This window comes from Catenuloplanes nepalensis, assembly GCF_030811575.1.
Taxonomy (GTDB): domain Bacteria; phylum Actinomycetota; class Actinomycetes; order Mycobacteriales; family Micromonosporaceae; genus Catenuloplanes; species Catenuloplanes nepalensis.
Genome location: NZ_JAUSRA010000001.1, coordinates 340597 through 365999, shown reverse-complemented (window position 1 = coordinate 365999; position 25403 = coordinate 340597). Strand labels below are relative to the sequence as shown.

The following is a 25403-nucleotide window of genomic DNA, read 5'->3' as shown; positions in this document are numbered from 1 at the left end:
CGTCCCCCACGTCGTCGGAGCAACGTGGGGGCGGCTGGGTCTCGGTGGCGGGCCGCGGCCGTACCCCGGCGGCTCCTGATTTTTTCTGTGCGGATTTCTGGTTTTCTGTGCACTCACTTTCGGGCCTGAGGGGTCGAAGCGAAGATTGCCATTGGGTAACCGGTTGTTTGCCGTTTGTGGTGAGCGCCGTCACACGCTATCGAGCGTGAGCCACGTCGCGGTGGACCTGTGAGGGCCCAATGCCCGGCGTAGGCTGACTTTCGTGACGATCGAGCGCTCCGGGCCGCCGACAGCGACCGCGATTAACGGCAACAGCCACCCCGCCCCCGAGGGCCGGCGGATGTTGCGCATCGAAGCGCGCAACGCGAGCACGCCGATCGAACGCAAGCCCCCGTGGATCAAGGTCAAGGCCAAGATGGGCCCGGAATACACGGAGCTGCGCGGCCTCGTCTCGCGCGAGGGCCTGCACACCGTGTGCCAGGAGGCCGGCTGTCCCAACATCTACGAGTGCTGGGAGGACCGCGAGGCCACGTTCCTCATCGGCGGCGACCAGTGCACGCGGCGGTGCGACTTCTGCCAGATCGACACCGGCAAGCCCGCCGAGTTCGACGCCGACGAGCCGCGGCGCGTCGGCGAGTCCGTCGCCACCATGGGCCTGCGGTATGCGACCGTCACCGGCGTGGCCCGCGACGACCTGCCGGACGGCGGTGCCTGGCTGTACGCGGAGACGGTCCGCCAGATCCACAAGCTCCAGGCCGACTGCGGCGTCGAGCTGCTGATCCCGGACTTCAACGCGAACCCGGAGCAGCTCGCCGAGGTCTTCGACTCCCGCCCCGAGGTGCTCGCGCACAATGTGGAGACCGTGCCGCGCATCTTCAAGCGCATCCGGCCCGCGTTCCGCTACGAGCGCTCGCTCGACGTGATCACGCAGGCCCGCGCGGCCGGGCTGGTCACCAAGTCCAACCTGATCCTCGGCCTCGGCGAGGAGCGGGAAGAGGTCAGCCAGGCGCTGCGCGACCTGCACGAGGCCGGCTGCGAGCTGATCACCATCACGCAGTACCTGCGGCCGACGCCGCGGCACCACCCGGTCGAGCGCTGGGTCAAGCCGGAGGAGTTCATCGAGCTGCAGGCCGAGGCCGAGCGGATCGGGTTCGCCGGCGTGATGAGCGGGCCCCTGGTGCGCTCGTCCTACCGGGCCGGCCGGCTCTACAAGCAGGCGCTCGACGCGCGCTCCGCCGCCGTCGCCTGACACCCCGGACGCGTTGTCAGGGCGTCCCCGACGGCGGGGGCGCCCTGATCAGGTCGGTCAGCGGGCGATGGCCGGGCCCCGGGTGCCGATGACGTAACCACTGGTCAGCGCGATCGTGAGGACGCCGACCAGGATCAGCGCGGTGATCGCCAGGCCGCGGCCCTGCGCGCCGGTGCGGCGGATCCGGAACAGCGCGATCGGCGCGGTGACCAGCGCGGCCGGCGCGAACACGATGGCCAGCACCAGCGAGATGATGGCCAGGTTGTCGTAGCCGACCGGGCGCGCGGTGGAGACGAAGTCACGGCGCGGGTCGGGCTGGCGCGGCGCGGACCAGGGAGTGAACGGCGGTGCGGCCTCGTGGCGCGGCGTCTCCGGCTCGGACTCGAAGCGGTGCTGCTCCGCCGGCGGCTCCTCCCCGGCCTCCCAGCTGTCCCACTCGTCCGGCCCGTCGTCCGGCTCCTGCACCGGCGGCGACCGCCAGGCCTTCGGTGGCCGGTGGTCGCGCCCCGCGGGCGGCGGCGTCTCCGGTGCCGGTGGCGCGCCGACCAGCGAGACCGTGCGGCGGTACCGGTCGTACTCACCGCGCAGCGCCGGGTCGGAGAGCGTGTCGTAGGCGACGTTCAGCAGGGACTGCACGTTGTCGCTGCCGCCGACGTCCGCGTGGTGCCGCCGGGACATGGCCCGCCAGGCGCGCTTGATCTGCTGCGCGTCCGCGCCCTCGTCCAGGCCGAGCAACGCGTACGCGTCACGGCCGCCCAACTCGCGGAAGTCACGGCTCATGGCGTGTCCGGCGGGGCTGCTGGCGTACAGGAAGCAGGCAAAGCCCCTCCACGCGGCGTAAACCACTCCTTCCGGCCGAAGGAGTGGGTAACGCGAACGTTACCCAAGGCGATACTAGATCGCCGCCCATCCACGCGGTCGGTTTCCCGTCGCATGAGGCCGCACCGGCGTGGGGACCGGAGCGAGGCGAGGTCCGCCAGTCGCGGCGCGGAAGCCCGCACTGTATGTGGGCCTTTGCGGCCAGGCGGCGCCTGGGCCACGCGCAGGCCGGCGAAGATTCCCCGAACACGCCCTAGCTCGCGGCCGGTGGGGCGTCCAGCAGGCCCAGGCGGTGCGCGACCGCGGCGGCCTCCACCCGGTTCGCCACCTCCAGCTTCGCGATGATCCGGGACACGTGCACGCTCGCGGTCTTCGGCGAGATGTAGAGCTGGGCCGCGATCCGCGCGTTGCTCAGGCCCTCGGCGACCAGGCGCAGCACCTCGCGCTCCCGCTCGGTCAGCAACTGGGCACCCGGCGCCGCGGGCGCGAAGCCGGCGACCGTGCCGCGCAGCCCGAGCCGGCGCGCGAGCGTGGTCACCTCGGCCGACAGCGGCGCCGCGCCGAGCGAGCCGGCCAGTGCCGCGGCCTCCTCCAGCGCCGCGACCGCGTCCTCCCGCTCACCGGCGGCCGCCGCGGCCTCGGCCAGGCTCACCAGCGCGCAGGCCAGGTTGTACGGCCGCCCGTCCCGCCGCCACGCCGCCACCGCGGCCCGCCAGGCCGCAAGCTCCAGGACCGGGCCGGCGGCCGGCAGCTCTGACGGCTCCGGGGTCACGCCGGTGAAGCCGTGCGGTGGAAGGCCACCCGCGGCGAACGGAGAGATCGAGGCGCCGGTGGCCGGTGGCCGGGACGCGCGCGGCACCAGCCCGGTGAGCAGCGCACGCAGCTCGGCCGCGTAGGCCTGTTGCGGCGGGTGGACGGCCGGCCAGCCCGCCGCCGCGGTCGCGAGCCGAGCGGCCAGGCCGGCGTCGGCGGTGTCGCGGGCCGTGGCGGCGATCGCGACGGCCAGTGGCCAGTCGTAGCGCGGATAGTCGCCGAGCCGCGGGTCGGCCGCGGCCCGGCGGGCGGCGTCCAGCGCGGCATCGGCGTCGCCACGCACCCGCGGCGCCGTGATCGACAGCTCCAGCAGCGGCAACCGGAGCTGCTCCTCCAGGTAGGGCCGGCCGAGGAACCCGAGCGCCCTGGCGACCACGTCGTCCACGCCGGGGAGGCCGCGGGCCAGCCAGAGCTGCGCGCGCAGCGTGGACCAGTGCGCGCCGAGGTTGCCGACCGGGTCGAGGCGGGCGGTGTCGGCGCAGCGCGCGTCCGCCTCGTCCCAGCGGCCGAGCGCGATCAGCGCCTCAGCCGTGTTCGAGATGAGGTAGAGGCCGACGGAACGGCTGATGCCGGCGCGTTTCGCCTCGGCCATGCCCTCCTCCGCGGCCCGCAGGCTGGCCGCCCAGTCGCCGACCTCGAAGAGCGCGTCCGAGTTGTTCAGGATCGCCTTGACCAGGCCCGGCAGGTCGCCGACCGCGCGGGCCAGCGTGATCGCCCGGCGCTGCTCCGCGATGCCGGCGTCGACCGCGTCGCTGCGGCAGGCGATCCGCGCGAGCGCCAGCGTGGCCGCGACCTGGGCGGCCGGGTCGGACGTGTCCTCCGCGGCGGCCCGGACCAGCGCGACCGTGGCGAGGCCCCGCGACCGCCGGATCTTGGTGAGGTGACCGGAGATGTCGGCCAGCAGGTGCACGCGCGCGGCCGACGGCGGGCAGCGCATCGCCAGCTCCAGCGCCCGGTCCAGCTCGTCACCGCCGTCCGCCTTGCCGAGCGTGCGCAGCAGGTGGCCGCGGCGTTCCAGCAGCCGGGCCGCGCGCAGCGGTTCCGCGTCGTGGTCGATCTCGGCGAGTGCGGCGCGGGTCATGCTGACGCCGCGGTGGTAGTCGCCGGCCGCGATAACCGCGCCGAGCGCCTCCTCCAGCAGGTCCAGGTGGGTCATGCCGAGCCGGGCGGCCGCGTCCGGCACCTGCTCCCAGAGGTCGAGCATGCGCTCCAGCAGGCGGCTCTGTTCCGCGTAGGCGAATCGCCGGCAGGCGGCGTCCGCGGCCGAGTAGGCCGTGACCAGCGCGCGTGGGTGGTCGTGCGCGACGAACCAGTGGTGGGCGATCTCCGCGGGCGCGCGGGACGCGCCGACCAGCGACACGTCCGCCTCGATGATCGCGGCGAACCGCGCGTGCAGCCGGGCGCGCTCGCCGGGCAGCAGGTCATCGTGGACGGCCTCGCGGACCAGCGCGTGCCGGAACTCGTAGCCACCGTCCGGATCCGCGACCATCAGCTGGGCCGCGATCGCGGCCCGCAGCGCGGCCTCCAGCTGCTCGGTGGGCAGCTCGGCCGCGGTGACGAGCAGATCGTGGCCGACCTGGTTACCGCCGACCGAGGCGATGCGCAGCAGCCGCTGTGCCGCCTCGGGCAGCCGGTCGACCCGGGCCAGCAGCAGATCGCGCAGCGTCTCCGGGATGACCGCGCAGCCGACCGGGTCACCGGCCGCGGCCAGCTCCTCGATGAAGAACGGGTTGCCCTGCGCGCGGCCGTGGATGTCGTCGACCGCGCGGGCCGTGGGCTCGGCGCCGAACAGGTGGGTGAGCACGCGCGCGGTGCCGTCCCGGTCGAGCCGGTCCAGCTCACGGCGCTCGACGCCGCGCACGCGGTCGAGCTCGGCGAGGTAGGGCCGGAGCGGGTGGCCGCGGTGTAGTTCGTCCGACCGATACGTACAGATGAGCAGCACCCGGGCCGCGCGCGCGGACCGGATCAGGAACGCGATCAGGTCGCGGGTGGACCGGTCGGCCCAGTGCAGGTCCTCGATCAGCAGCACCAGCGGCCGCTCCGCCGCCATCCTCGTGAACAGGCCGGCGACCAGGTCGAAGAGGTAACCGCGGCTGGTCTCGGCGCCGCCGGGCTGGCCCAGCTCGGGCAGCAGCACGCCGAACTCGCGCTCGTGCCCGGCGAACAGCGGCGCGCCGCCGCGGCGCAGCACCTCGCGCAGCGCGGACGCGAACGGCGCGAACGGCAGGCCCTCCTCACCCAGCTCCAGGCACTGGCCGGTGAGCAGTTGCACGCCCTCGCCGGCCGCGCGGGCGCCGAACTCCTCGCAGAGCCGGGTCTTGCCGACGCCGGCCTCGCCGCCGATCAGCATCACCGCGGTCTCGCCGCCGCGGGCGCGCTTCATCGCCTCGCGCAGCGCGGCCAGCTCGCCGTCCCGGCCGACCAGCGTGCTTGGTTTCCCGTGAGCCGACACGCCGTCGAGCATGCCACGCGGGTACGACATGGTCGTCGATGGGACGACGGACAGCACGGGCCGGGCGGCCGTCTCCGGCGCCCGGCCCGCGTTCCCCCGTGCCGACCCCTCAGCGGTTCCGGGGTGCTCCATCATCCGATACGCCCGCTCAGCCCTGCATCGGGGCAGGTCCGGAGCGTCGCGGATGCCATCGTGCGGCCCTGCGGTGCGCCCGGGCGGCGAGCGAGTCCGCGCGTGCGGCGCGCATCAGGTCGGCCTCGCGGGACCGGTGCAGGGCCAGGATCAGGTCCGAGTTGGGGAACATGGCGTCCGCCTTCCGTCGTGGTCGCTTCGGTGCTGACGACCACGTTCCTCGGGAAGGCACGGCCCGGGCATGAGGCACCCGCCGCATTCCTGGGCGATATCGGCGTCTTAGGCATGTCTTAGCCGGGCTGAGTAAGGGCCGTATTCGGCGTAAGGTACTTACGAAGCATGGGCCAGGACGGGCGCGCGAAGCGCTGGCGCGGCACCGTAGACTCGACCCATGGCAAAGCCCCAGGAGAAGGTCTCGTTCGGCCAGCGGCTGAAGCAGATCGGGATGGTGTTCCAGTTCACCGCGAAGCACGACAAGTGGTTCGCGCCGCTGCTCGCGGCCGCGCTGGTGATCCCGATCGCGCTCGCTGTGCTGGCCATCCTGCTCGGCTGGGGCGTCTTCACGGTCATCCTGCTGTTCCTGCTCGCGCCGCTCGCCGCGCTGGTCGTGCTGAGCGTCCGGTCGAACAGCGCGATGATGACCGCGGCCGAGGGCCAGCCCGGCGCCGCGGCCTCGATCCTGGAGCAGATGCGCGGCGACTGGCGGGTGCGCCCGGCGGCCAGCTCCACCACCAGCTTCGACATGGTGCACATCGTGATCGGCCGGCCCGGCGTGATCCTGGTCGGCGAGGGCGACTCGGCCAAGGTCCGCGGCCTGCTCGGCGCGGAGAAGCGCCGGCTCACCAAGGTGATCGGCAACGCGCCGCTGCACGACTACATCATCGGCACCGGCGAGGGTGAGCTGTCCATCCGGAAGCTGCGGATGACGCTGCTGCGCCTGCCGCGCGACATCTCCGGTGCCGAGGTCAACGCGCTCGACAAGCGGCTCGCGGCGCTGTTCGCCCGCCCACAGATGCCGAAGGGCGCGATCCCGAAGAACATGCGTCCCAGCAAGGGCCAGTTCCGCCAGTCGCGCGGTCGCTGACAGACCATCGGGGGGTTCGCAGTGCCGCTGTTGCGCCGCATCATCGGTTCGGTCCTGCGCCGGCTCCGGCTCGCCCAGGGCCGGACGCTGCAGGACGTGGCCCGCGACGCCGACGTCTCGCTGCCCTACCTCTCCGAGATCGAGCGGGGCCGCAAGGAGGCGTCGTCGGAGATCCTGGCCGCGATCTGCCGCGCGCTCGGCATCGGCCTCGGCGACCTGCTCGACGAGGCACGCCGCGAGCTGGCCCGCACCGACCCGCGCCGCATCTCGCCGCGCGCGGCCGCCGGCCTCGCACCCCACGCGACCTCCGGCTCTGTCCCCCACGCCACCGCCGGTACTGCGCCCCACACCACCGCCGGTTCCGTGCCCCGCGTGCTGGCCTCGGCCCGCGGTTCCGCGGGTGCGCCGCGCAGTGCCGCGCGCCTCTGCGGCGGCAACGCCGGGCGGCTGCGCGTCACCGTTGCGCTGGAAGCGATTCTCCGCTCAGGAGAAACATTCGAGGGTGCGGCGGTGAGCGCCGCACGCTGAACGAAAGCGACCGGGTGGGCCCGTCCCACCCCCGACTTTCGGGAGCGTGCCATGCACTCCGTCCACCCCCAGCCGGTCTCCAAGAGTGCCGAGACCCCCGGGCCCGGCCTGTTCGAGGGGCAGGTCTTCGAGCGCCTGCTGCAGGAGCGGATCATCTTCCTCGGCCGCGAGGTCGACGACGCCATCGCGAACACGATCTGCGCCCAGACGCTGCTGCTCTCCGCGGACGACCCGACGCGGGACATCGTGCTCTACATCAACTCCCCCGGCGGTTCGGTCAGCGCCGGCATGGCCGTCTACGACACCATGCGCTTCATCCGCAACGACGTGGCCACGGTCGCGCTCGGCATGACCGCGTCGATGGGCCAGTTCCTGCTCTGCGCGGGTACGGCCGGCAAGCGCTACGCGCTCCCGCACGCGCGGATCATGATGCACCAGGTGTCCGGTGGCATCGGGGGCACCAGCGCGGACATCGCGATCCAGGCGCAGAGCATGATCCACGTGCGGCGCACCCAGCTGGAGCTGACCGCGATGCACACCGGCCAGACGCCGGAGCAGATCGCGCAGGACTGGGACCGCGACCGCTGGTTCACGGCCGAGCAGGCCCGCGAATACGGCATGGTCGACCACGTCGTCACCACCGCCGACCAGCTCACCGCCGCCACCCGCTGACCGCCCACGCCGGCCGCCCACGAACCGACAGCACCCCCTACCCATGATCGAGGCGTCCCCCATGCCGTGAGAACGACATGGGGGACGCCTCGATCATGGCCCTGACCCGGCGCCGGGCCGACCTGACCCGGCGCCGGCCTCCTGGCCCTGGCTCTGCCGGCCGTGGGACCACTGGGTTTCGGTGACCCGCGTCGGGACCGGCAGGGAGGAGCGCCAGCGACGACCGGTGCCCGCGGGACCCGGCTGCCGCCCCTGACCGGAGTGAACGCAGAGCTGCCGCACCACGCCGGAAGCGGGAAATCGATTTTGAAGGCCTCTAAGGGTTTTTGCGCTGTGCCGGGAGGACGATCGAGCGGGCCAGGCGGTCGTGCAGGCCGCGGCGGTCGCCGTCGAGGACCAGCATCGGCAGGACCAGGCAGATCAGCACGCCGCGGAGGAGGCCGCGGAGCGGGCCGATGGGGCCGCCGTGGTCGACGTCGACGACCGCGAGGCGGGTGAGGGCCATGCCGGGCGTCTGGGCGAAGAAGCCGGCGAAGACGGTGTAGATGAAGATCAGTGCGACGACCGGGGACCAGCCGTCGCGCGCGGGCTCGCCGTAGAGGTTCGCGACGAGAAGACAGAGCGCCCAGTCGATGGCGAGCGCACCGAATCGGCGGCCGAGCGTCGGTAGTTCGATTTCTCCGCCCGGCGGATCATTCGGCTTTCGTTGCTTATTCACAGGGTTCGCGGCCACGAACCCGAGGTTAACCGTCAGAATTCGGGAGGCGGGAGCCCGGGCCGCAAGCTCGCTGTATGGTCCATTCAGGCAGCGACCGCGCTCCTGATCGGTGGATAATGCCCCAGCATCCGGTCGTAACACGGCAGAAACAATCGAGACACGCTCGGGCAACCCCGCAGCCATACGGTCGCGACCAGCCAGCTATAAGTGGACGTGCCAGGAGGACGTGTGTTCGCCAATTCCGAGGAGCTCCTGCGATACCTCAAGGATGAGGACGTTAAGTTCGTCGATATCCGCTTCTGTGACCTGCCGGGCGTGATGCAGCACTTCACGGTGCCGGTTGAGTCCTTCGACGACTCCGTCTTCTCCGATGGTCTTGCCTTCGACGGGTCCTCGATCCGCGGGTTCCAGGCCATCCACGAGTCCGACATGCTGCTGCTGCCGGACGTCGCCTCCGCCTTCATCGACCCGTTCCGGATCGCCAAGACGGTCGCGCTCAACTTCTTCATCCACGACCCGTTCACGCGCGAGGCCTACTCGCGCGACCCGCGCAACGTCGCGAAGAAGGCCGAGGCCTACCTCGCCTCCTCCGGCATCGCCGACACGGCGTACTTCGGTGCCGAGGCGGAGTTCTACATCTTCGACTCGATCCGCCACAGCACCCAGGCCAACGAGGCGTTCTACCACATCGACTCGATCGAGGGCTGGTGGAACTCGGGCAAGGAGGAGCCGGGCGGCAACCGCGGTTACAAGACCGCGTACAAGGGCGGTTACTTCCCCGTCCCGCCGGTCGACCACTACGCCGACCTGCGCGACCAGATGGTCTCCAAGCTGATCGACTCGGGCTTCACCATCGAGCGGGCGCACCACGAGGTCGGCACCGCGGGCCAGGCCGAGATCAACTACAAGTTCTCGACGCTGCTGCACTCCGGTGACCAGATCCAGCTGTTCAAGTACATCGTCAAGAACACGGCGTGGAACGCGGGCAAGACCGCCACGTTCATGCCGAAGCCGCTGTTCGGCGACAACGGCTCGGGCATGCACACCCACCAGTCGCTCTGGGCGAACGGCGAGCCGCTGTTCTACGACGAGACCGGCTACGGCGGCCTCTCCGACACCGCCCGGTGGTACATCGGCGGTCTGCTGACCCACGCGCCGTCGCTGCTCGCGTTCACCAACCCGACGGTCAACTCGTACCGTCGCCTGGTGCCGGGCTTCGAGGCGCCGGTCAACCTGGTCTACTCGGCGCGTAACCGGTCCGCCTGCACCCGCATCCCGGTCACCGGCACCAACCCGAAGGCCAAGCGCGTCGAGTTCCGCGTGCCGGACCCGTCGAGCAACCCGTACCTGGCGTTCTCCGCCATGCTGCTGGCCGGCCTGGACGGCATCAAGAACAAGATCGAGCCGCCGGCCCCGATCGACAAGGACCTCTACGACCTGCCGCCGGAGGAGGTCGCGAACGTCAAGCAGGTGCCGGGCTCCCTCGACGCCGTGCTCGACCGCCTCGAGGCCGACCACGAGTACCTGACCGCGGGCGGCGTCTTCACCGAGGACCTGATCGAGACCTGGATCGACTACAAGCGCTCCAACGAGGTCGACGCGGTCCGCCTGCGCCCGACCCCGCACGAGTTCGCGATGTACTACGACTGCTGATCCAGGCACCGCCTGAACAGCTGACACGGTGAAGGCCGGTCCCCTCGGGGGCCGGCCTTCGTCCGTTTCGTCAGCGAGAACGACCGCTCAATCGCGGTTCGCTGCCTCCCGCAGCTCGGCGACGACCTGATCCGGTTCCGCGATGCAGCGCCAGACCGGCACACGGCGTACGTCCGCGGAACCGGCGATGACGTCGAGGCGGGCCAGGGTGCGGCGCAACGCGCGGCCGTACGGGTCGCCTTCGGGGTCGTCGATCACCACTGCCAGATCCGCTTGCCGGAAAGTGTCAGATCGACCGGGTATGCGGGCAGCGGCGAGTCCCACCCGACCGTCAGCCCGGCGGCCCGCAGTCCCGGTACCAGGCGGTCAACCGGGCGAGAACCGGTATCGAGCCCGGCGGACGCCGGCGACGGCGGTCCGGCCAGCGCGGCGATCAGGCCACGTTGAATGCCCATGTCAAATTTCCGACGCGTACGGCGAATCCGACCGAATTGTCTTTCCCGGCCGGGAGCGGAAGGTCCGAGGTAGAGACGCATCTCGCCGATTTACCCGTACCGGTTGGCGAGCGTGGTGGCGCGGGTGTGGAGGGCGGTGCGTAGCGAGGGTGGGGAGAGGGCCTCGGCGTGTGGGCCGAGTTGCCACAGGGCCCACTCGGCATGCCAGGCGTCCTGGTAGGTCAGTTCGAGGCGGGGCCAGCCGTCAGGGCCGGGTTGCTCGGTGCGGACGGCCACCGCGGTGTTCAGCAGGTCGTCCCGCCGGGTCGGGTCGACGCGGACCAGGACGGTCAGGTGGCCGTCGGCGAGGAAACGGGCGCAGCGGTCGCGCCAGAGGCGGTCGAGGTCGACCTCGTCGGGCCGTTCGGCCGGGTCGGGGAGGCTCTCGGCGGCCAGCACCCGGGACATCCGGTACGTGCGGTCGGCGCCGGATCTGAGCGCCAGCAGGTAGGCGCGATCGCGCACGGTTACCACGCCGACGGGGTCCACGGTGCGCCACCGGGCGGTCTCGCCGGTGGCGGCGTAGAGCAGGCGTAGCCGGCGGCCGGTGAGCACCGCGCTTCGCACCTCGGCCATCGTCGTGGCCGGCACGTCCTCGGTGACCGGCCAGCGGGACAGCAGGTCGGTCTCGGGCTCGACGAGGAGGCGGCGGGACGCGTCGCTCGCGGTGGCCAGGTGGGCGTCGGGCAGTGCGTCGACCACCTTGCGCAGCGCCGAGGCGAGCGCTGGGCCGAGGCCGAACGCCCGCTCGCCGCGCCCCGGTCCGGCGGAGAGCAGCGCGAGCGTCTCGTCGTGGTTCAGGCCGGTCAGCTCGGTGCGGAAGCCGGGGAGCAACGCGTAGCCGCCGTGCCGGCCGCGTTCGGCGTAGACCGGGACACCGGCGGTGGAGAGCGCCTCGATGTCGCGCAGCACGGTGCTGGTGGACACCTCGAGCTCGCGGGCCAACCGGTCCGCGGTCATCCGGCCGTGCCGGCGTAGCAAGAGGACCAGCGAGACCAGTCGATCGGCGCGCATCCGGCGACTCTAACGAAATATGTGACATAGGGTGGCGTGATTCGTTGGCAGTCTTCCGTCAAACGGCGACGAACGGAGACTGAAGTGGCAATCGAACGCGTGGCGGTCAACCCGGTGAACTGGTCGGCGGCGCTGGGATTCAACCAGGGCGAGCTGGTCTCCGGGCACACCCGGACGCTCTACTGCTCCGGGCAGACCGCGATGGACGGCGAGGGCAGGCCGCGGCACGACGACGACATGGCGGCGCAGCTGGCGCTCAGCCTCGACAACGTGGAGGCGGTGCTCGGCGAAGCCGGGATGTCGCTGGCGAACCTGGTCCGCCTCAACGTCTACACCACGGACGTCGACCAGCTGTTCACGCACTACGGCGCGCTGGCCTCGCGGCTCGGCGCCGCCGGGGTGGCACCGGCGACCACGATGCTCGGCGTGACCCGGCTGGCTGTCCCGGGGCAACTGGTCGAGCTGGAGGGCATCGCGGTCGCCTGAACCAGCCCAGGGTTGATCTTTGAGGTGACCACCCACCCGGCCGGTGCCCGCGGGAGCATGCGGGCTGCACCACGCCGGAAGCGGGAAAATCCGCTTTGAAGATTCATTCGGCCGGAACGTGCTGCTCCAGTGCCGCGATGGCGGCGCCCCTCGCGCCGGCCATGTCCAGGTCCGGGACCAGGGCGAACGTCGCCACCGCGGACTGTTCCGCGCGGAGCAGCGTGTGCTCGCGGACGGTCTTGATGAACCACTCGCGGAAGTGGGGCTGGGTCTCGACCACGCCGCCGCCGACGAAGTACGCGTGCGGGTCGGTGAAGTTCGCGGCGACGGTGAAGAGGCGGCCGATCGCGGTGGCCTGCTGTTCGAAGACGTGCAGCGCCATCTCGTCGCCGGCCTCGGCCATGCCGCGCAGCTTCTTCGCGGCGGCCAGGATGGACGGCTCGGCGTGCAGCGGGTGGCCGGGGTAGCGGCCCAGCCAGTACGGCAGCAGGTTCTGGGCGATGCCGGTGAGGGAGGCGATGCTCTCCGAGTCGCCGGTGAAGCCGCAGTTGCAGAGCGGCAGCGGCTGGTCGTCCTCGATCAGGCCGTGCAGCGGGATCGTGACGTGGCCGAGTTCGCCGGCCATCCCGGCGGCGCCCTTGACGACCTGGCCGTTCTCGACCACGCCGCCGCCGAGGCCGGTGCCGACGATCGCGGAGATGGACGAGGTGTCCGCGGCCTCTGCGCCGAAGTAGACATGGTGGGCGTAGAGCGCGGCCGCGTTGCCGTCGTTGTTGTAGACGACCGGCAGGCCGAGGCGGGCCTCGAGCGCACCGCGGATGTCGAAGCCGTGCCAGGCGGACTCGGAGAAGTTCGTCGAGCCCTTCTGCGAGATCACGCCGTCCGCCGTGGCGGGGCCGGGCGTGTCCAGGCCGACCGCGACGACCGCCTCACGCTGCACACCGGTGATGGCGAGGATGTTGTCGAGCGCGTCGGAGAGCGCGGTCACGGCCTGCTCCGGGCCTTCCCTGACCCGGCTGGGGATCTCGACCATCCGGTCGACCAGGAACTCACCGGCCGAGGTCAGGATGGTCGCGTTGTTCGCGGTGCCGCCGTTGTCGATCCCGACGACCACCGGACCGTTCACCAACACCATCGATCGCCTCCGCCCGCGCCGGAACCCTGACCCGCATCGTACCGACGATCTTCCCCGGCGGAGACGGATCGGCCCCCGGGACCGCGAGCGGTCCGGGGGGCCGAAACGCTGGTTCAGCGAGCGAGCGGGAGACCCTGCTTGTCGGTGAACTTGCCGGTGACGATCATGATCAGGTCGATGAGCCACCAGATGCCGAGGCCACCGAAGGTGATCAGCATCAGGAGGCCGGTGCCGATCTTGCCGACGTAGAAGCGGTGGACGCCGAGCGTGCCGAGGAAGAACTCGAGCAGAAGCGTGACGACCCAGGACTTCTGACCGGCGGCGACAGGGGTGGTGGACATGATTCGGGTATCTCCTAGCTGAAAGTTCCCTGGAAAATCGATGCACAATAACGGGACACGACGCTCCTAGGCAACAGGTCTTCGGCTCATTGCTAACCTTCTGCCGGTCGGATGTCCGCCGGGGAGGTAAATCGATGCCGTCCATCGGATTTCGGGGCGACCTCTCGCAGGCATTCCGCGCGAGAATCCCGATTCTGTACGTCGAGTCCTATGAGGAACACCGCGCACTCGCCGAGATCGCCGCGGTGGCCCGGGACCCGGAACTGGTCCGTACCCCGCGTGCGCTGCTCACCTGGTCGCCGACGAGTGGACTGATCCAGCCGGACGGCACCGCCCGGCGCGGCGCGATCGATCCGGAGGACGCGCTCGTCGCCGCGCTGCGCACGGACGAACCCAGCGTCTTCGTCTTCTGCGACCTGCACGGCACGCTCGGCCCCGCGGTCGTCCGGCTGCTCCGCGACGTCGCGGTGGCGTTCCGGGCCGGCCCGGTCCCCCGCACGCTGATCATCCTCGCGCCCGCGCTGCACATCCCGCACGACCTGGAGAAGGAGGTCTCCATCCTGGACTTCCCGCTCCCGGCCGAGACCGAGATCCGGGCGCTGCTGGACCGCATGATCGACGACAACATGGCCACCGGGCGGATCACGGTCACGCTCACCCCCGGCGATCGGGAGCGCTTCGCCAAGGCCGCGCTCGGGCTCACGCTGCACGAGGCGGAGAACGCGTTCGCCCGCGCGATGGTCGACGACGCCGTGCTGGCCCCCGCGGACCTCGCGGTGGTGCACGAGGAGAAGCGTCAGGCGGTCCGCAAGTCCGGTCTGCTGGAGTTCGTCGAGCCGCACACCGGCCTGGCCGACGTCGGCGGCCTGGAGAACCTCAAACGCTGGCTGCTGCGCCGCGACGGCACCTGGCTGGACGAGGCCGCCGCCTGGGGCCTGCCCGCGCCGCGCGGCGTGCTGATCACCGGCGTGCCCGGCTGCGGCAAGTCACTCACCGCCAAGGCGGTCGCGGCCGGCTGGGGCCTGCCGCTGCTCCGCCTGGACATGGGCCGGGTGTTCAGCGGCCTGGTCGGCTCGTCCGAACAGAACATGCGCACCGCGATCCGCGCGGCCGAGGCCACGTCGCCGTGCGTGCTCTGGGTCGACGAGATCGAGAAGGGACTCGCGGCCTCGTCCGGCTCCGGCGACAACACCGGCACCGGCGCCCGGGTCTTCGGCACGTTCCTCACCTGGCTGCAGGAGAAGACCCGGCCGGTCTTCATCATCGCCACCGCGAACGACATCGACCGCCTCCCCGCCGAACTGCTCCGCAAGGGACGCTTCGACGAGATCTTCTTCGTCGACCTGCCCACCGGCCCGGAACGCACCGCGATCTGGACCGTCCACCTCGCCCGCCGGCTCAGCCGGCCCGCCGTCGCCGGCCGCCTCGATCTCTCCCCGGCGCTGCTGACCGAGCTGACCAAGCTCACCGACGGCTTCTCCGGCGCCGAGATCGAGCAGGCCGTGGTCTCCGCGCTCTACGACGCGTTCGCGCAACGGCGCCCGCTGGAACGCGACGATCTGGTGCGCGCGGTCACCAACACGGTGCCACTCAGCGTGACACAGTCGGAACGGATAACCGCCATCCGCTCCTGGGCCGCCGACCGCGCGGTCGCCGCGACCGCGCCGGAGGACTGGGACATGGGCACCGGCAACGGGCGCGCCGTAGAGTTCTGATCCAGGGTCCGGTTCGCGGAGGTTCGTAACGGTGAGTTGGTGGCAGCGCTTGACCGGTTTCGACGATCCTTCCCCGATGCCCCCGGCACCGCCTCCCGCGCCCCGGCTGCCGGCGGCCTCCTCACCCGCCGCCGACGATCAGCTGGTGCTGCCGGTGGTGCCGCCCGGCACCCGCCCGCCGACGTTCGTCGACCGCGTCGACGTCAACGCGGCCACGGCGGAGGAGCTGGCGGTGCTGCCCGGCATCGACCTCGCCGGCGCGGCCCGCGCGGTCGACCTGCGCGAGCTCGGCGGGCCGTTCGCCGACGTGGACGAGTTCGCCACGGCGGCCGGCGTCGACCTGCGCGAACACCCGCGGTTACCGAACCTGCTGGCCTGCCACAAACCCCAGAAACCGTACCGGCGGGACACGCCCTATCTGCCGGACGCCAGAATCCTGGACGTCTGAAAGCATTTTCCCGCTCCGGCGTAGTCCGGCCCGCATGCTCCGGCGGGCCCCGGTCAGCCGTAGGGGGTAGAGCGTTCACTCCGGTCAGGGGCGGGCGGCCGGGGCGGTAGCAGGGCTCCCTTCCGGTTTCCGGTGGTCACCACTGAAACCGGCCGTTCACTGCAATGATGTGCCTCCGCGGCACCCGACTCCGGCGACGCCTATTCGGGCGCCACCACAGTCAGTCCGGCGCTCTCCGCGACCGCCGCCAACCTCTTGTCGTATGTCACGAACGCGCTGATCTCCTGACCTGACGCGATCAGCAGCTGTGCGGTAGCCAGGTGAACGGCATCCAACGACCGGAGGAGCGAATCGGGATACGCTCCGGCGGTCGCCCGCACCGCCGCGTTGATCTCCATCCGATACAGCCGCGCGAGGACACCGGCCGCGCTCCCCAGCACACCCGGCGCGGACCGTCGCAACGCGCGCGGCACCTCCACCTCCACCAGCGCGGAGGCCACCAGATGTTCGGAAGACCGTTCATTGAGCCAGGTGATGAGGCCAGGAGTCTCGCGCTCCGTGCGGATCAGCTTCACCAGCGCCGCAGAGTCCAGGTAGATCACCAGCGCTCCTCGTCACGCAGGCCGCTCATCAGCTCTCCGGCGTCTGCTCCCGGCTCGGCTGCTGCCGTCGGCATCAGAAAAGGCCCGACCACGGTCGGCGGCAGTACCACTCCGGCCTCGACCAGACCGGCCAGCGGATCGCCTTTAGCCGGCACGATCCGCGCGATCGGGTGTCCTCGGTTTGTCACCTCGATTACTGCGCCCTGCTCGACCTTCGCGAGGACTCCTGCGGTGTCCTGGTTCAAGACGCGAATCGGAATCTGCTCCATGGCAACGAGCGTACTACGCTTCGTACTACACCGACTGTCTCAACGTCGAGTGATTCGCACGTACCGAGCGGCGGCGTGGGTCAGGATTCCCGGAAGAACCCGACGCGCGCCGCGCGGCGGGAGCGGTGGCGGGAATCGCGGTTCTCCCCGGCCACGACGTCGCCGGCTCCGCCGCCGCGGGCGGAGCGGAGCGCCAGCGGAGCCGGAGCCCTCGGCGCGGTTTGCCCGCGGGAGCAAACGGGCTGGGCCACGCCGGAAGCGGGAAGATCACGCTCTTGAACGTGATCTTGATTCGGTCCCTGGTGCGCCATCCCGTGATCGGCGCGCCCCAAACCATGGGGACACCGCCGGTCAGACCGGGATGGGGTGGCGTTCGTCGCGGAGGCGGCGGAAGAGGCGGATCAGGAACCAGATGGAGAAGGCGAGCATCAGCGGGGCGCCCGGGATGCGGGTGAAGTAGGCCAGGCCGGTGCCGTCGGGCATGATCAGGAAGAGGCCGCCGGCCGTGACGAATGTGATGCCGAGCAGGCCCCGGCCGGACGCGGCGGCAATCGCGAGGAGCGCGATCGGCCAGGTCATGTACCAGATGTTGACGACCGGGGAGAGCGCGAGCGTGGCCGCCAGCGCGAGGCCGGCGTGGTGCAGTACCTTCGCGTCGGTCTGGTCGCGGCGAGCCCGCAGCCAGATCGCGACCAGGACCGGGACCAGCAGGATCAGGGCCACGACGCGGAAGAAGCCGTACACCTTCGTCTTGATGCCGACCATGCGGATCAGCCACTCGATGGTCAGGCCGACGGAGGTGGGCGGCGACTGCCAGACGACGGAGTCGCCGGTGCCGGAGAGCGCGGCCAGCCAGCCGAAGTCGAGGCCGACGGCGAGCGTGGTGCCGGCCAGCGCGGCCACGGCGCCGCCGGTGAGCGCGGCCGCGACCGGCCAGAGCGCGCGCCACCGGAACGGGGCGCCGATCGCGAGCAGCGCGGCGAACGGCAGCACGACCAGCGCGGTGCCCTTGACGCCGACGGACAGGCCGATCAAAGCGCCGGCGCCGGCGAGCCGCAGCCACCACGCCGGAGTGCGCGGATCACCCGAAAAGGGCGTGACCGCGAGGCCGGCGAGGAACAGGCCGAGCATCAGCGCGTCGTTGTGTGCGCCGGAGAGCAGGTGGATGCCGACCAGCGGGGTGGCCAGGCCGAACCAGAGCGCGCGGGCCGGGTCGGCGCCGGCGCGGCGGGCCAGCGCGGGCAGGCTGACCGCGGCGAGGATCAGGCCGAGCACGGCGGCGGCCCGGAACCCGGCGATCGAGGCCCAGAGCGTGCCGGTGACGTGCGCGACCAGGCCGGCGACCGCCATGAAGACCGCGCCGTACGGCGCCGGGGTCTCCCGCCACATCGGCGTGACCAGGTCCAGCCACTCGCAGGGCAGGGCGGCGACACCGTTGCGGTACGGGTCGATGCCGGCCGCGAAGATCTCTCCCTGGCACGAGTACGGATAGACGTCCCGGCTGGCCAGCGGCGGCGCGACGAGCAGCGGCAGCGACCACAGCGCCGCGGTGACCGCGACCCAGCGCACGGTCAGCTCGCCGGCCCGGGCCCGCCACCAGGCGAGGAGGAGCAGGATCACGCCGGCGAAATACAGGATGACGGACGCGGGACCGTTCTCCGCGTGCCAGATCGTGACCGGCGAGACCCAGGCGGGCTGCGGCACCGGCAGCGCGCCGCCCAGGAAGGCCGCGGCGCCGAGCATCACCGCACCGGCGAATCCGGACCAGCGTGCCACCGTCAGCAGTGCGAGCGGCTTCTTCACAGCGGGCGGGGCAGTGGTCACGGTGAATTCTGCTTCCAGTTCGTCGGCGTTGCCGCCAGACAGGCTAAGCCACCGTCGCCCGGCTCACCGGACCGCCATGAGGTTCGACACTGGTCACGAATCCAACACTCGCTCGGTGGCCGCGCGCGCCCGCCGGGTGGTGCGCAGGTACTCGTCGACGAACTCCTGCGGATCGCTCGCGCCGAGCATCTGGACCACGCCGGCCAGCTCCGGGCCGTGCCGGGGCAGCTGGTCGGTGGGCCGGCCGCGGACCAGCGTGAGCGCGTTGCGCACCTCGGCCGCGAGCGTCCAGCCGGCCCGCAGCGCGGCCGTGTCCGCCGCGTCGACCAGACCGGCGTCGTGGGCCGCGTCCAGCGCGTCCAGCGTCCGGGTGGAGCGCAGCCCGGGGACCGCGTGCGCGTGCCGCAGCTGGAGCAGCTGCACCGCCCATTCGACGTCCGCGAGGCCGCCGCGGCCGAGCTTGGTGTGGGTGGCCGGGTCGGCGCCGCGCGGCAGCCGCTCGTTCTCCACCCGCGCCTTGATCCGGCGGATCTCGGTGACCTGCTCGCGGCTGAGCCCGCCGTCCGGGTAGCGCAGCGTGTCCGCGAGCGCGAGGAACTCGGCGCCGAGCTCGGAGTCGCCGCAGACGAGCCGGGCGCGGAGCAACGCCTGCGCCTCCCAGATCTTCGACCAGCGGTCGTAGTAGGAGCGGTACGCGGCGAGGCTGCGCACCAGCGGTCCCTGCCGTCCCTCCGGGCGCAGGTCCGCGTCGATGCCGAGCGGCGGGTCGTGCGCGGGCATGCCGAGCAGCCGGCGCAGTTCCTCCGCGACCGCGTGGGCGGCGGCGGCGTCCCCACCGTCGAAGACGAACAGCACGTCCGCGTCCGAGGAGTAGCTCATCTCGTCGCCGCCGAGCCGGCCCATGCCGATCACGGTGAACCGCAGGCCGGCCGGGACCTTGTGCACGTCGCGGGCGACCCGCACGGCGGCGGCCAGCGTGGCGTCGGTGACCGCGGACAGGCCGCGCGCTATGTCGAGCATGCCGGCGGGCTTGGCCGGTGCCAGGTCCTCCGCGTTGACCAGGATGTCCGCGCAGGCGAGACGCAGCAGTTCGCGGCGGCGCAGCGCGCGCACGGCGCCGATGGCCTGGGTGGGGTCGGCGGGCGCGAGGTGGCGTGTGGCCGCGGCGGCGAAGCCGGGCTCGAGCACGTCCCGGTCGCGCGGCGTGAGTTCGGCGTCGTCGGCGAGCAGGCGCAGCGCCTCCGGGTCGCGGGCGAGCAGGTCGGCCGCGTACCGGGAGAGGCCGAGCAGGCGGGCGAGGCGGCGCACGACCGGGCCCTCGTCGCGGAGCAGCCGGAGGTACCACGGGGCGCTGCCGAGCTGGTCGGAGAGCTGGCGGTAGCTGAGCAGCCCGCGGTCCGGCTCGGGCGCGTCGGCCAGCTCCTCCAGCAGCACCGGCAGCAGCGTGCGCTGGATCGACGCGGTCCGGGACAGGCCGCCGGTGAGCGCCTCGATGTGCCGCAGCGCGCCGGCCGGGTCGGCGTAGCCGAGCACCTGGAGGCGGCGGCGGGCCGACTCCGGGTACATCCGCAGCTGTTCCGCGGGCACCCGCGCGACGGACTCCAGCAGCGGCCGGTAGAGCAGCTTGGCGTGCAGGCGGCGGACGCCGGCCGCGTGCGCGACCCAGTCCGCGCGGAACGCCTCGACCACGTCCCTGCCGGGCAGCGGCGCGTAGCCGAGCGACTGGGCCAGCCAGCGCTGCGCGTCCGCGCCGTCCGGCACGGTGTGCGTGCGGCTCAGCTGTTGCAGTTGCAGGCGGTGCTCGACCGCGCGCAGGAACCGGTAGCCGCGCAGCAGCGTCTCGCCGTCCTGCCGGCCCACGTAGCCGCCGTTGACCAGCGCGCGCAGCGCCGGGACCGTGCCACCGACGCGCAACGACTCGTCCACCCGGCCGTGCACCAGCTGCAGCAGCTGCACCGCGAACTCGATGTCGCGCAGGCCGCCGGGGCCGCGTTTGATCTCCCGGTCCTTCTGCTTCGGCGGGACCTGGTCGATGATCCGGCGGCGCATCTTGCGGATGTCGTCGACCGCCTCCGGGCGCTCGGCCGCGTGCCAGATCAGCGGCGCGAGCTGGGCGAGCCACTCCTCGCCCAGCTCCCGGTCGCCGACCGCGACCCGCGCCTTGAGCAGCGCCTGGAACTCCCAGGTGCGCGCCCAGCGGTGGTAGTAGGCGAGGTGGCTGGCGAGCGTGCGGACCAGCGGGCCACGGCCGCCCTCCGGCCGCAGCGCGGCATCGACCTGCCAGGCGACCTGGCCGCAGATCTCGATCAGCCGGGCCGCGACCGTGGTGCCGGCGGACAGGTCCTCGTCGCCCCGGCACACGAAGATCACGTCGACGTCGGAGACGTAGTTCAGCTCGGTCGCGCCGCACTTGCCCATCGCGATCACGGCGAGCGACGGTTTCTCCGCGGCCAGCTCCGACACCGCCATGTCGAACGCGGCGGCCATCGTCGCGTCGGCCAGCGCGGTGAGCGCGGCCATCGTCTGCTCCAGACCGCGGCCCGCCGTCAGATCCGCGGCGGCGATCTTCAAGAGCCCGACACGGTACGCCCGGCGCAGCGCCGCCACGGTCAGCGCGCCCTCCAGGTCGAGCGTGCCGTCCGCGGCCGGGGCGACGCCGTTCTTCTCCGTGCACAGCACCCGCCACCGGCCAGGGTCCGCGACCAGGTCGTCGCCGAGCGGGCTGGCCGCGCCGAGCACCGCGAACAGCCGCCGGGTCAGACCCCGGTCCCGGCGCAGCGTGCCGAGCAGGCTCTCGTCGGCCGGCTCCTCGTGGTGCCGGTGCAGGTGCATCACCCGGCGCAGCCGGCCCTCCGGCGGGGCGGGCGGTGGTTCCGGAGCGGGGTTCGCCTCCACGACGCGGTGCAGCTGGCGAAGCGCGAGGTTCGGGTCGGCGGTCCGGGACAGCACGGTGAGCAGCTCGCCGGCGAGCTCGTCGGCCGGCTCCTGGGCCTGTGCGTCCCAGAGGCCGAGGTCGCCGAGCAGCTCGGCGGCCTTCGGCCCGGCACCGGTCAGCGTGAAGCCGTAGCGCGCCAGGCGGGCGCCGGTCGGGCGGGTCATCTACTGACCCAGCAGCGGCAGCGAGCGGCCGGCTCCGGAGAGCGTGCCGAGCGCGAGCGCGGCGAACCGGGCCGCGAACGGCTGCCAGATCTCCTCCACGTCGGCGAGCCCGGCCACGCAGGCGTCCACCACGTCCTGCGGTGCGTAGCCGAGGTCGGCCAGCAGCCCGTCGTCGGTGGCGGCCCAGCGGGCGATCATGTCGGCGTCGCACTCGATGTGGAACTGCACGCCCCAGGCCCGGTCGCCGAGCCGGAACGCCTGGTGCGGAAAGCGGGTGGACGCGGCCAGCAGCACCGCGCCGTGCGGCAACTCGGTGATCTCGTCGACGTGCCACTGCAGCACGTCCGGCAGCAGCGGCACGTACCGGAAGAGGGGGTCGGTGTCGGCGGCGTCCCGGCGGCCGACCAGCGCCGGGCCGATCTCCGGGCCGGACGTGCTGCGAGCCACGGTGCCGTTGTGCGCGGTGGCGAGCAACTGCGCGCCGAGGCACACCGCGAGCGTCGGCGTCCGGTATCGCACGGCCTTGCGCAGCAGGCTCTCCAGCCGGGGGAACCACGGCGCGCCGGGCGGATAGGCGTGCTGCTCGCCGCCGAGCACGACCAGCGCGGCGTAGCCGTCCAGCGTCTCCGGCAGCTCGTCGCCCGCGTGCGGCCGACGGATCTCGAGCGTCAGGCCCGCCTCGGTCAGCCACTCACCGAGTCGCCGGACGTCGTCCGCGGGATCGTTCTCCACCACCAGCGCCGTACCCACGCATCGAGGCTATCTGTTTTTGCACGATTTCTCTGTCTCTGGTCGTCGCTGAGCTTATGGTCGTCGCTGCGCTCCTCCGGCCCGGCGCCACTCCCGGCGCCTCACGTGGCAGCTGGGGACGACCGCACTCGACGAGGAGTCCTTCGCGCTGTAACACTTTTCCGCCGTCCGGCGCTGTGACTTGAGGGGCCTTCAGCCCGCCTCTCGGCAGCGGACATCTCAGGCGTGGAGGTCGTTGGATGCAGCAACCGGAGGACCTCGACGTCGCGCTGCGCGCCGCGCAGTCCGGCGACGAGGACGCGTTCCGGCTGCTCTACCGCGTCCAGCAACCGGTGCTGTTGCGCTACCTGCGCGTGCTGGCCGGCGACGACGCCGAGGACGTGGCCTCGGAGGCGTGGCTGCAGATCGCGCGCGACCTGGCCGGCTTCTCCGGCGACTGGGACGGCTTCCGCGGCTGGACCGCCACCATCGCCCGGCATCGCGCCATGGACAGTCTGCGCGCGCAGCGCCGCCGCCCGGTCGCCGCGCTGCCGGTCGAGGCGCTGCCCGAGCCGCGGCTGACCACCGGCGAGGACGCGGCGGACCGGGCACTCGAACTGCTCGACACGGAGGCCGCGGTCGCGCTGATCGCCTCGCTCCCCCGCGACCAGGCCGAGGCCGTGATGCTGCGCGTGGTGATCGGGCTGGACGCGAAGGCGACCGGGCGGATCCTCGGCAAGCGGGCCGGCGCGGTGCGCACCGCGGCCTACCGCGGGCTGAAGACGCTGGCCGAGCGCCTCGCGCCGGCGACCCGCGCGGTGCCGCGGGTGACACATTCGCCCGCCCCGGCGCTGAGGGAGGTGAGATGAGCGGAGAGAAGATGGACCCGACGGCGTTTCCGCGGCAGGAGAGATCCCGCCTGGACGCGCTGCTCGCCGCCGCCTCCGCGCCCGCCGCGACCGACCGGGAAATGCCCGGCGAGGCCGCCGCGCTGGCCGCGTTCCGGGCCGCGCTCGCCGCGCCGCCACCGGCCCGCCGCCGCTCCGCGCTCCGCGACGTGATCACCCGGGTGCTGACCGCGAAGATCGCCACGTTCGGGCTGGTGGCCGCGGCCGGCGTGGGCAGCGTCGCGCTGGCCACCGTGGCCGCGCCGTCGCCCGACGAGAGTGCGTCCCGGCCCGCGCCGGCACCCGCCTGGACACAGACCATGCGCCCGCTGCCCTCCGCGACCCCGTCCGGCACCCCGGCCGCCGCGCCGGCCGTGCCGGTCGCACCGCTCGCCGCGCCGGAGTCCTCGCCGTCGGCCGGGCGCCGGACCCCGGACCGGAGCACGCCCGGCCCCGGCCAGCTCTGCCGCGAGCTCGGTGGCATGGACGACCGGCAGCGGGACCGGGCGCTGCGCGACTCCCGCTACCACGACCTGGTCCGCGACGCGGGCGGCAGCGACCGGGTCGGCCGGTTCTGCGACGACCGGCGGCGCGACCGGTGGCAGCCCTCGACCGACCCGACCGACTCTCGCGACAGCGAGTGGAACGGCTACCCCGGCGGCGAGCCGAGCACGCCTCCCAGCGTCTCGCCGGCCCCCAAACCCCCGCCGCGGGGGTAGCTCCGGCGCCGGCGGGGGTGGACCGCGGCAGCGTTCACCCCCGCCGGTCGCCGCAATGACAGCCGTCCCGCGGGCGACCCTAACCCCGCCCGCGGGACGGCGCCCGGAGCGTACGCATGACACGAGCCCCGGACCGCGGGGTCCGGGGCTCGGTGACGACGGGAGTTACAGCGCGCCGAGGTAGCGCTGGCGCTCGTACGGCGTGACCTCGCGCCGGTACTGCTCCCACTCGCTGCGTTTGTTGCGGAGGAAGAAGTCAAAGACGTGCTCGCCGAGGACCTCGGCGACCAGCTCGGAGCCGGCCATCGCCTCGACCGCCTCGGACAGGTTCTCCGGGAGCGACTCGTAGCCCATCGCCTTGCGCTCGTCGTTGGAGAGTGACCACACGTCGTCCTCGGCGCCCGGGGGCAGCTCGTACCCCTCCTCGATGCCCTTGAGGCCGGCACCGAGCATGACCGCGAAGCCGAGGTACGGGTTGACGGCCGAGTCCAGCGAGCGGATCTCGACGCGGGCCGAGTTGGGCTTGCCGTAGGCCGGGACGCGGACCAGCGCGGAGCGGTTGAGGTGGCCCCAGCACACGTACGCCGGGGATTCGGTGATCTGGTTCGGCAGCTGCTGCGGGAAGAGCCGCTTGTACGAGTTGACCCACTGGTTGGTGACGGCCGTGTATTCCCGGGCGTGCACCAGCAGGCCGGCGATGAACGCCTTCGCCACCTTGGAGAGCTTCATCGGGTCGCTGGCGTCGTGGAAGACGTTGCGCTCGCCCTCCATCAGCGACAGGTGGGTGTGCATGCCGCTGCCGGGCTGGTCGGTGAACGGCTTCGGCATGAACGTGGCGCGCACGCCGTGCGAGAGCGCCACCTCCTTGATCACGTGCCGGAACGTCATGATGTTGTCGGCCGTGGTGAGGGCGTCCGCGTACCGCAGGTCGATCTCCTGCTGGCCGGGCGCGACCTCGTGGTGGCTGAACTCGACGGAGATGCCGAGCCGCTCCAGCGCGAGCACGGCCTGGCGGCGGAAGTCCCGTGCGACCGCGTGCGTGGTGTGCTCGAAGTAGCCGCCGGTGTCGACCGGCGTGGGGACCGAGCCGTCCAGCGGCCCGTTCTCCAGCAGGAAGAACTCGATCTCCGGGTGCGTGTAGAAGGTGAAGCCCTTCTCCGCGGCCTTGGAGAGCATGCGGCGCAGCACGTGGCGCGGGTCGGCCCAGGACGGGCTGCCGTCGGGGAGCAGGATGTCGCAGAACATCCGCGCGCTCTCGCCGCTGACGCCGCCCTCGAACGGGAACACCTGGAACGTGGTCGGGTCCGGCATGGCGACCATGTCGGACTCGAAGACGCGGGCGAAGCCCTCGATCGCCGAGCCGTCGAAGCCGATGCCCTCCTCGAAGGCGGACTCCAGCTCGGCCGGCGCGACCGAGACGCTCTTCAGCGTGCCCAGCACATCCGTGAACCAGAGCCGGACGAATCGGATGTCGCGCTCTTCCAGCGTGCGGAGCACGAACTCCTGCTGTCGGTCCACCTC

Annotated in this window: 24 protein-coding genes and 1 pseudogene; 10 read left to right on the top strand and 15 right to left on the bottom strand. The window is 72.3% G+C overall.

The window, feature by feature from the left end:
* Window positions 1–262: 262 nt before the first annotated feature.
* Window positions 263–1249, top strand: a complete 987-nt coding sequence (gene lipA, locus J2S43_RS01645) for a lipoyl synthase (RefSeq protein ID WP_306826741.1) — start codon at window positions 263–265, stop codon at window positions 1247–1249.
* A gap of 57 nt (window positions 1250–1306) precedes the next feature.
* Here lipA and J2S43_RS01640 read toward each other — a convergent pair whose 3' ends face one another.
* The 3 genes from J2S43_RS01640 to J2S43_RS01630 form a co-directional block, all read right to left on the bottom strand.
* A complete protein-coding gene (locus J2S43_RS01640) occupies window positions 1307–2029 on the bottom strand; it encodes a DnaJ domain-containing protein (protein ID WP_306826740.1) in 723 nt (240 codons plus the stop codon).
* 292 nt (window positions 2030–2321) lie between these two features.
* The gene (locus J2S43_RS01635) at window positions 2322–5363 is read right to left on the bottom strand and encodes a helix-turn-helix transcriptional regulator (RefSeq protein WP_306826739.1); all 3042 of its coding nucleotides are present in this window, start codon (window positions 5361–5363) and stop codon (window positions 2322–2324) included.
* A gap of 118 nt (window positions 5364–5481) precedes the next feature.
* Window positions 5482–5637: a hypothetical protein gene (locus J2S43_RS01630; RefSeq protein WP_306826738.1), complete on the bottom strand. Its 156-nt coding sequence runs from the start codon at window positions 5635–5637 to the stop codon at window positions 5482–5484.
* 219 nt (window positions 5638–5856) lie between these two features.
* Here J2S43_RS01630 and J2S43_RS01625 point away from each other — a divergent pair, with 219 nt between their 5' ends.
* The 3 genes and pseudogenes from J2S43_RS01625 to J2S43_RS01615 all read left to right on the top strand — a co-directional run bounded on the left by J2S43_RS01625 (window position 5857) and on the right by J2S43_RS01615 (window position 7749).
* Complete coding sequence (locus tag J2S43_RS01625) at window positions 5857–6549, top strand: DUF4191 domain-containing protein (RefSeq protein WP_306826737.1); 693 nt, start codon at window positions 5857–5859, stop codon at window positions 6547–6549.
* Window positions 6550–6570: 21 nt separating this feature from the next.
* Window positions 6571–6793: pseudogene (locus tag J2S43_RS42100) on the top strand (helix-turn-helix domain-containing protein); the annotation flags it as partial.
* Between the two features lie 335 nt (window positions 6794–7128).
* Window positions 7129–7749, top strand: a complete 621-nt coding sequence (locus J2S43_RS01615) for a ClpP family protease (RefSeq protein WP_306826735.1) — start codon at window positions 7129–7131, stop codon at window positions 7747–7749.
* A 316-nt stretch (window positions 7750–8065) separates the two neighbouring features.
* On the opposite strand, the gene J2S43_RS01610 is transcribed toward J2S43_RS01615, so the two are convergent.
* The gene (locus J2S43_RS01610; protein WP_370881579.1) at window positions 8066–8482 is read right to left on the bottom strand and encodes an RDD family protein; all 417 of its coding nucleotides are present in this window, start codon (window positions 8480–8482) and stop codon (window positions 8066–8068) included.
* A gap of 213 nt (window positions 8483–8695) precedes the next feature.
* On the opposite strand from J2S43_RS01610, the gene glnA (J2S43_RS01605) reads away from it, so the two are divergent.
* Window positions 8696–10120: a type I glutamate--ammonia ligase gene (gene glnA, locus J2S43_RS01605; protein WP_306826734.1), complete on the top strand. Its 1425-nt coding sequence runs from the start codon at window positions 8696–8698 to the stop codon at window positions 10118–10120.
* 87 nt (window positions 10121–10207) lie between these two features.
* Here glnA (J2S43_RS01605) and J2S43_RS01600 read toward each other — a convergent pair whose 3' ends face one another.
* The 3 genes from J2S43_RS01600 to J2S43_RS01590 all read right to left on the bottom strand — a co-directional run bounded on the left by J2S43_RS01600 (window position 10208) and on the right by J2S43_RS01590 (window position 11628).
* A complete protein-coding gene (locus tag J2S43_RS01600) occupies window positions 10208–10381 on the bottom strand; it encodes a hypothetical protein (RefSeq protein ID WP_306826733.1) in 174 nt (57 codons plus the stop codon).
* Window positions 10375–10575, bottom strand: coding sequence for a hypothetical protein (locus tag J2S43_RS01595; protein WP_306826732.1), 201 nt, complete (start codon window positions 10573–10575; stop codon window positions 10375–10377). Before J2S43_RS01595 ends, J2S43_RS01600 begins: the two co-directional genes overlap by 7 nt.
* 90 nt (window positions 10576–10665) lie before the next feature.
* Window positions 10666–11628 (bottom strand): helix-turn-helix transcriptional regulator, encoded by a 963-nt coding sequence (locus J2S43_RS01590; RefSeq protein ID WP_306826731.1) that lies wholly within the window; start codon window positions 11626–11628, stop codon window positions 10666–10668.
* An 84-nt stretch (window positions 11629–11712) separates the two neighbouring features.
* Between J2S43_RS01590 and J2S43_RS01585 the strand changes: the two genes are divergently transcribed.
* Window positions 11713–12114: a RidA family protein gene (locus J2S43_RS01585; RefSeq protein ID WP_306826730.1), complete on the top strand. Its 402-nt coding sequence runs from the start codon at window positions 11713–11715 to the stop codon at window positions 12112–12114.
* Between the two features lie 103 nt (window positions 12115–12217).
* Here J2S43_RS01585 and J2S43_RS01580 read toward each other — a convergent pair whose 3' ends face one another.
* Together J2S43_RS01580 and J2S43_RS01575 are read right to left on the bottom strand one after the other, a co-directional pair.
* Window positions 12218–13249, bottom strand: coding sequence for an ROK family protein (locus tag J2S43_RS01580; protein ID WP_306826729.1), 1032 nt, complete (start codon window positions 13247–13249; stop codon window positions 12218–12220).
* Window positions 13250–13362: 113 nt separating this feature from the next.
* A complete protein-coding gene (locus tag J2S43_RS01575; protein ID WP_306826728.1) occupies window positions 13363–13590 on the bottom strand; it encodes a TM2 domain-containing protein in 228 nt (75 codons plus the stop codon).
* Window positions 13591–13724: 134 nt separating this feature from the next.
* On the opposite strand from J2S43_RS01575, the gene J2S43_RS01570 reads away from it, so the two are divergent.
* Both J2S43_RS01570 and J2S43_RS01565 read left to right on the top strand, forming a co-directional pair.
* Window positions 13725–15305, top strand: coding sequence for a Ycf46 family AAA ATPase (locus tag J2S43_RS01570; RefSeq protein ID WP_306826727.1), 1581 nt, complete (start codon window positions 13725–13727; stop codon window positions 15303–15305).
* A gap of 76 nt (window positions 15306–15381) precedes the next feature.
* The gene (locus J2S43_RS01565; RefSeq protein WP_306826726.1) at window positions 15382–15753 is read left to right on the top strand and encodes a ComEA family DNA-binding protein; all 372 of its coding nucleotides are present in this window, start codon (window positions 15382–15384) and stop codon (window positions 15751–15753) included.
* A gap of 200 nt (window positions 15754–15953) precedes the next feature.
* Here J2S43_RS01565 and J2S43_RS01560 read toward each other — a convergent pair whose 3' ends face one another.
* From J2S43_RS01560 to J2S43_RS01540, 5 genes are all read right to left on the bottom strand, one after another.
* Window positions 15954–16355, bottom strand: a complete 402-nt coding sequence (locus J2S43_RS01560; protein ID WP_306826725.1) for a type II toxin-antitoxin system VapC family toxin — start codon at window positions 16353–16355, stop codon at window positions 15954–15956.
* On the bottom strand, window positions 16352–16624 hold the full coding sequence (locus tag J2S43_RS01555) for a type II toxin-antitoxin system Phd/YefM family antitoxin (RefSeq protein WP_306826724.1): 273 nt from the start codon (window positions 16622–16624) through the stop codon (window positions 16352–16354). Before J2S43_RS01555 ends, J2S43_RS01560 begins: the two co-directional genes overlap by 4 nt.
* 351 nt (window positions 16625–16975) lie before the next feature.
* On the bottom strand, window positions 16976–18448 hold the full coding sequence (gene mptB / locus J2S43_RS01550; protein WP_306826723.1) for a polyprenol phosphomannose-dependent alpha 1,6 mannosyltransferase MptB: 1473 nt from the start codon (window positions 18446–18448) through the stop codon (window positions 16976–16978).
* Window positions 18449–18541: 93 nt separating this feature from the next.
* Window positions 18542–21547, bottom strand: a complete 3006-nt coding sequence (locus J2S43_RS01545; RefSeq protein ID WP_306826722.1) for a bifunctional [glutamine synthetase] adenylyltransferase/[glutamine synthetase]-adenylyl-L-tyrosine phosphorylase — start codon at window positions 21545–21547, stop codon at window positions 18542–18544.
* Complete coding sequence (locus J2S43_RS01540) at window positions 21548–22297, bottom strand: type 1 glutamine amidotransferase (protein WP_306826721.1); 750 nt, start codon at window positions 22295–22297, stop codon at window positions 21548–21550.
* Window positions 22298–22536: 239 nt separating this feature from the next.
* Between J2S43_RS01540 and J2S43_RS01535 the strand changes: the two genes are divergently transcribed.
* Window positions 22537–23145 (top strand): RNA polymerase sigma factor, encoded by a 609-nt coding sequence (locus J2S43_RS01535; RefSeq protein ID WP_306826720.1) that lies wholly within the window; start codon window positions 22537–22539, stop codon window positions 23143–23145.
* On the top strand, window positions 23142–23882 hold the full coding sequence (locus J2S43_RS01530) for a hypothetical protein (protein ID WP_306826718.1): 741 nt from the start codon (window positions 23142–23144) through the stop codon (window positions 23880–23882). Before J2S43_RS01535 ends, J2S43_RS01530 begins: the two co-directional genes overlap by 4 nt.
* Window positions 23883–24047: 165 nt before the next feature.
* Here the strand turns inward: J2S43_RS01530 and glnA (J2S43_RS01525) are convergent, their stop codons facing one another.
* Window positions 24048–25400, bottom strand: coding sequence for a type I glutamate--ammonia ligase (gene glnA / locus J2S43_RS01525; protein ID WP_306826717.1), 1353 nt, complete (start codon window positions 25398–25400; stop codon window positions 24048–24050).
* Between the last annotated feature and the right edge of the window lie 3 nt (window positions 25401–25403).

What these genes read in the sequence shown, in the direction of transcription:
- J2S43_RS01555 (WP_306826724.1), bottom strand. Translation starts at nt 16,624, where the DNA reads ATGGAGCAGATTCCGATTCGCGTCTTGAACCAGGACACCGCAGGAGTC.
- J2S43_RS01635 (WP_306826739.1), bottom strand. Translation starts at nt 5,363, where the DNA reads ATGTCGTACCCGCGTGGCATGCTCGACGGCGTGTCGGCTCACGGGAAA.
- J2S43_RS01625 (WP_306826737.1), top strand. Translation starts at nt 5,857, where the DNA reads ATGGCAAAGCCCCAGGAGAAGGTCTCGTTCGGCCAGCGGCTGAAGCAG.
- J2S43_RS01570 (WP_306826727.1), top strand. Translation starts at nt 13,725, where the DNA reads ATGCCGTCCATCGGATTTCGGGGCGACCTCTCGCAGGCATTCCGCGCG.
- J2S43_RS01575 (WP_306826728.1), bottom strand. Translation starts at nt 13,590, where the DNA reads ATGTCCACCACCCCTGTCGCCGCCGGTCAGAAGTCCTGGGTCGTCACG.
- J2S43_RS01595 (WP_306826732.1), bottom strand. Translation starts at nt 10,575, where the DNA reads ATGGGCATTCAACGTGGCCTGATCGCCGCGCTGGCCGGACCGCCGTCG.
- J2S43_RS01590 (WP_306826731.1), bottom strand. Translation starts at nt 11,628, where the DNA reads ATGCGCGCCGATCGACTGGTCTCGCTGGTCCTCTTGCTACGCCGGCAC.
- J2S43_RS01640 (WP_306826740.1), bottom strand. Translation starts at nt 2,029, where the DNA reads ATGAGCCGTGACTTCCGCGAGTTGGGCGGCCGTGACGCGTACGCGTTG.
- J2S43_RS01630 (WP_306826738.1), bottom strand. Translation starts at nt 5,637, where the DNA reads ATGTTCCCCAACTCGGACCTGATCCTGGCCCTGCACCGGTCCCGCGAG.
- J2S43_RS01580 (WP_306826729.1), bottom strand. Translation starts at nt 13,249, where the DNA reads ATGGTGTTGGTGAACGGTCCGGTGGTCGTCGGGATCGACAACGGCGGC.
- J2S43_RS01565 (WP_306826726.1), top strand. Translation starts at nt 15,382, where the DNA reads ATGCCCCCGGCACCGCCTCCCGCGCCCCGGCTGCCGGCGGCCTCCTCA.
- J2S43_RS01535 (WP_306826720.1), top strand. Translation starts at nt 22,537, where the DNA reads ATGCAGCAACCGGAGGACCTCGACGTCGCGCTGCGCGCCGCGCAGTCC.
- J2S43_RS01615 (WP_306826735.1), top strand. Translation starts at nt 7,129, where the DNA reads ATGCACTCCGTCCACCCCCAGCCGGTCTCCAAGAGTGCCGAGACCCCC.
- J2S43_RS01530 (WP_306826718.1), top strand. Translation starts at nt 23,142, where the DNA reads ATGAGCGGAGAGAAGATGGACCCGACGGCGTTTCCGCGGCAGGAGAGA.
- J2S43_RS01545 (WP_306826722.1), bottom strand. Translation starts at nt 21,547, where the DNA reads ATGACCCGCCCGACCGGCGCCCGCCTGGCGCGCTACGGCTTCACGCTG.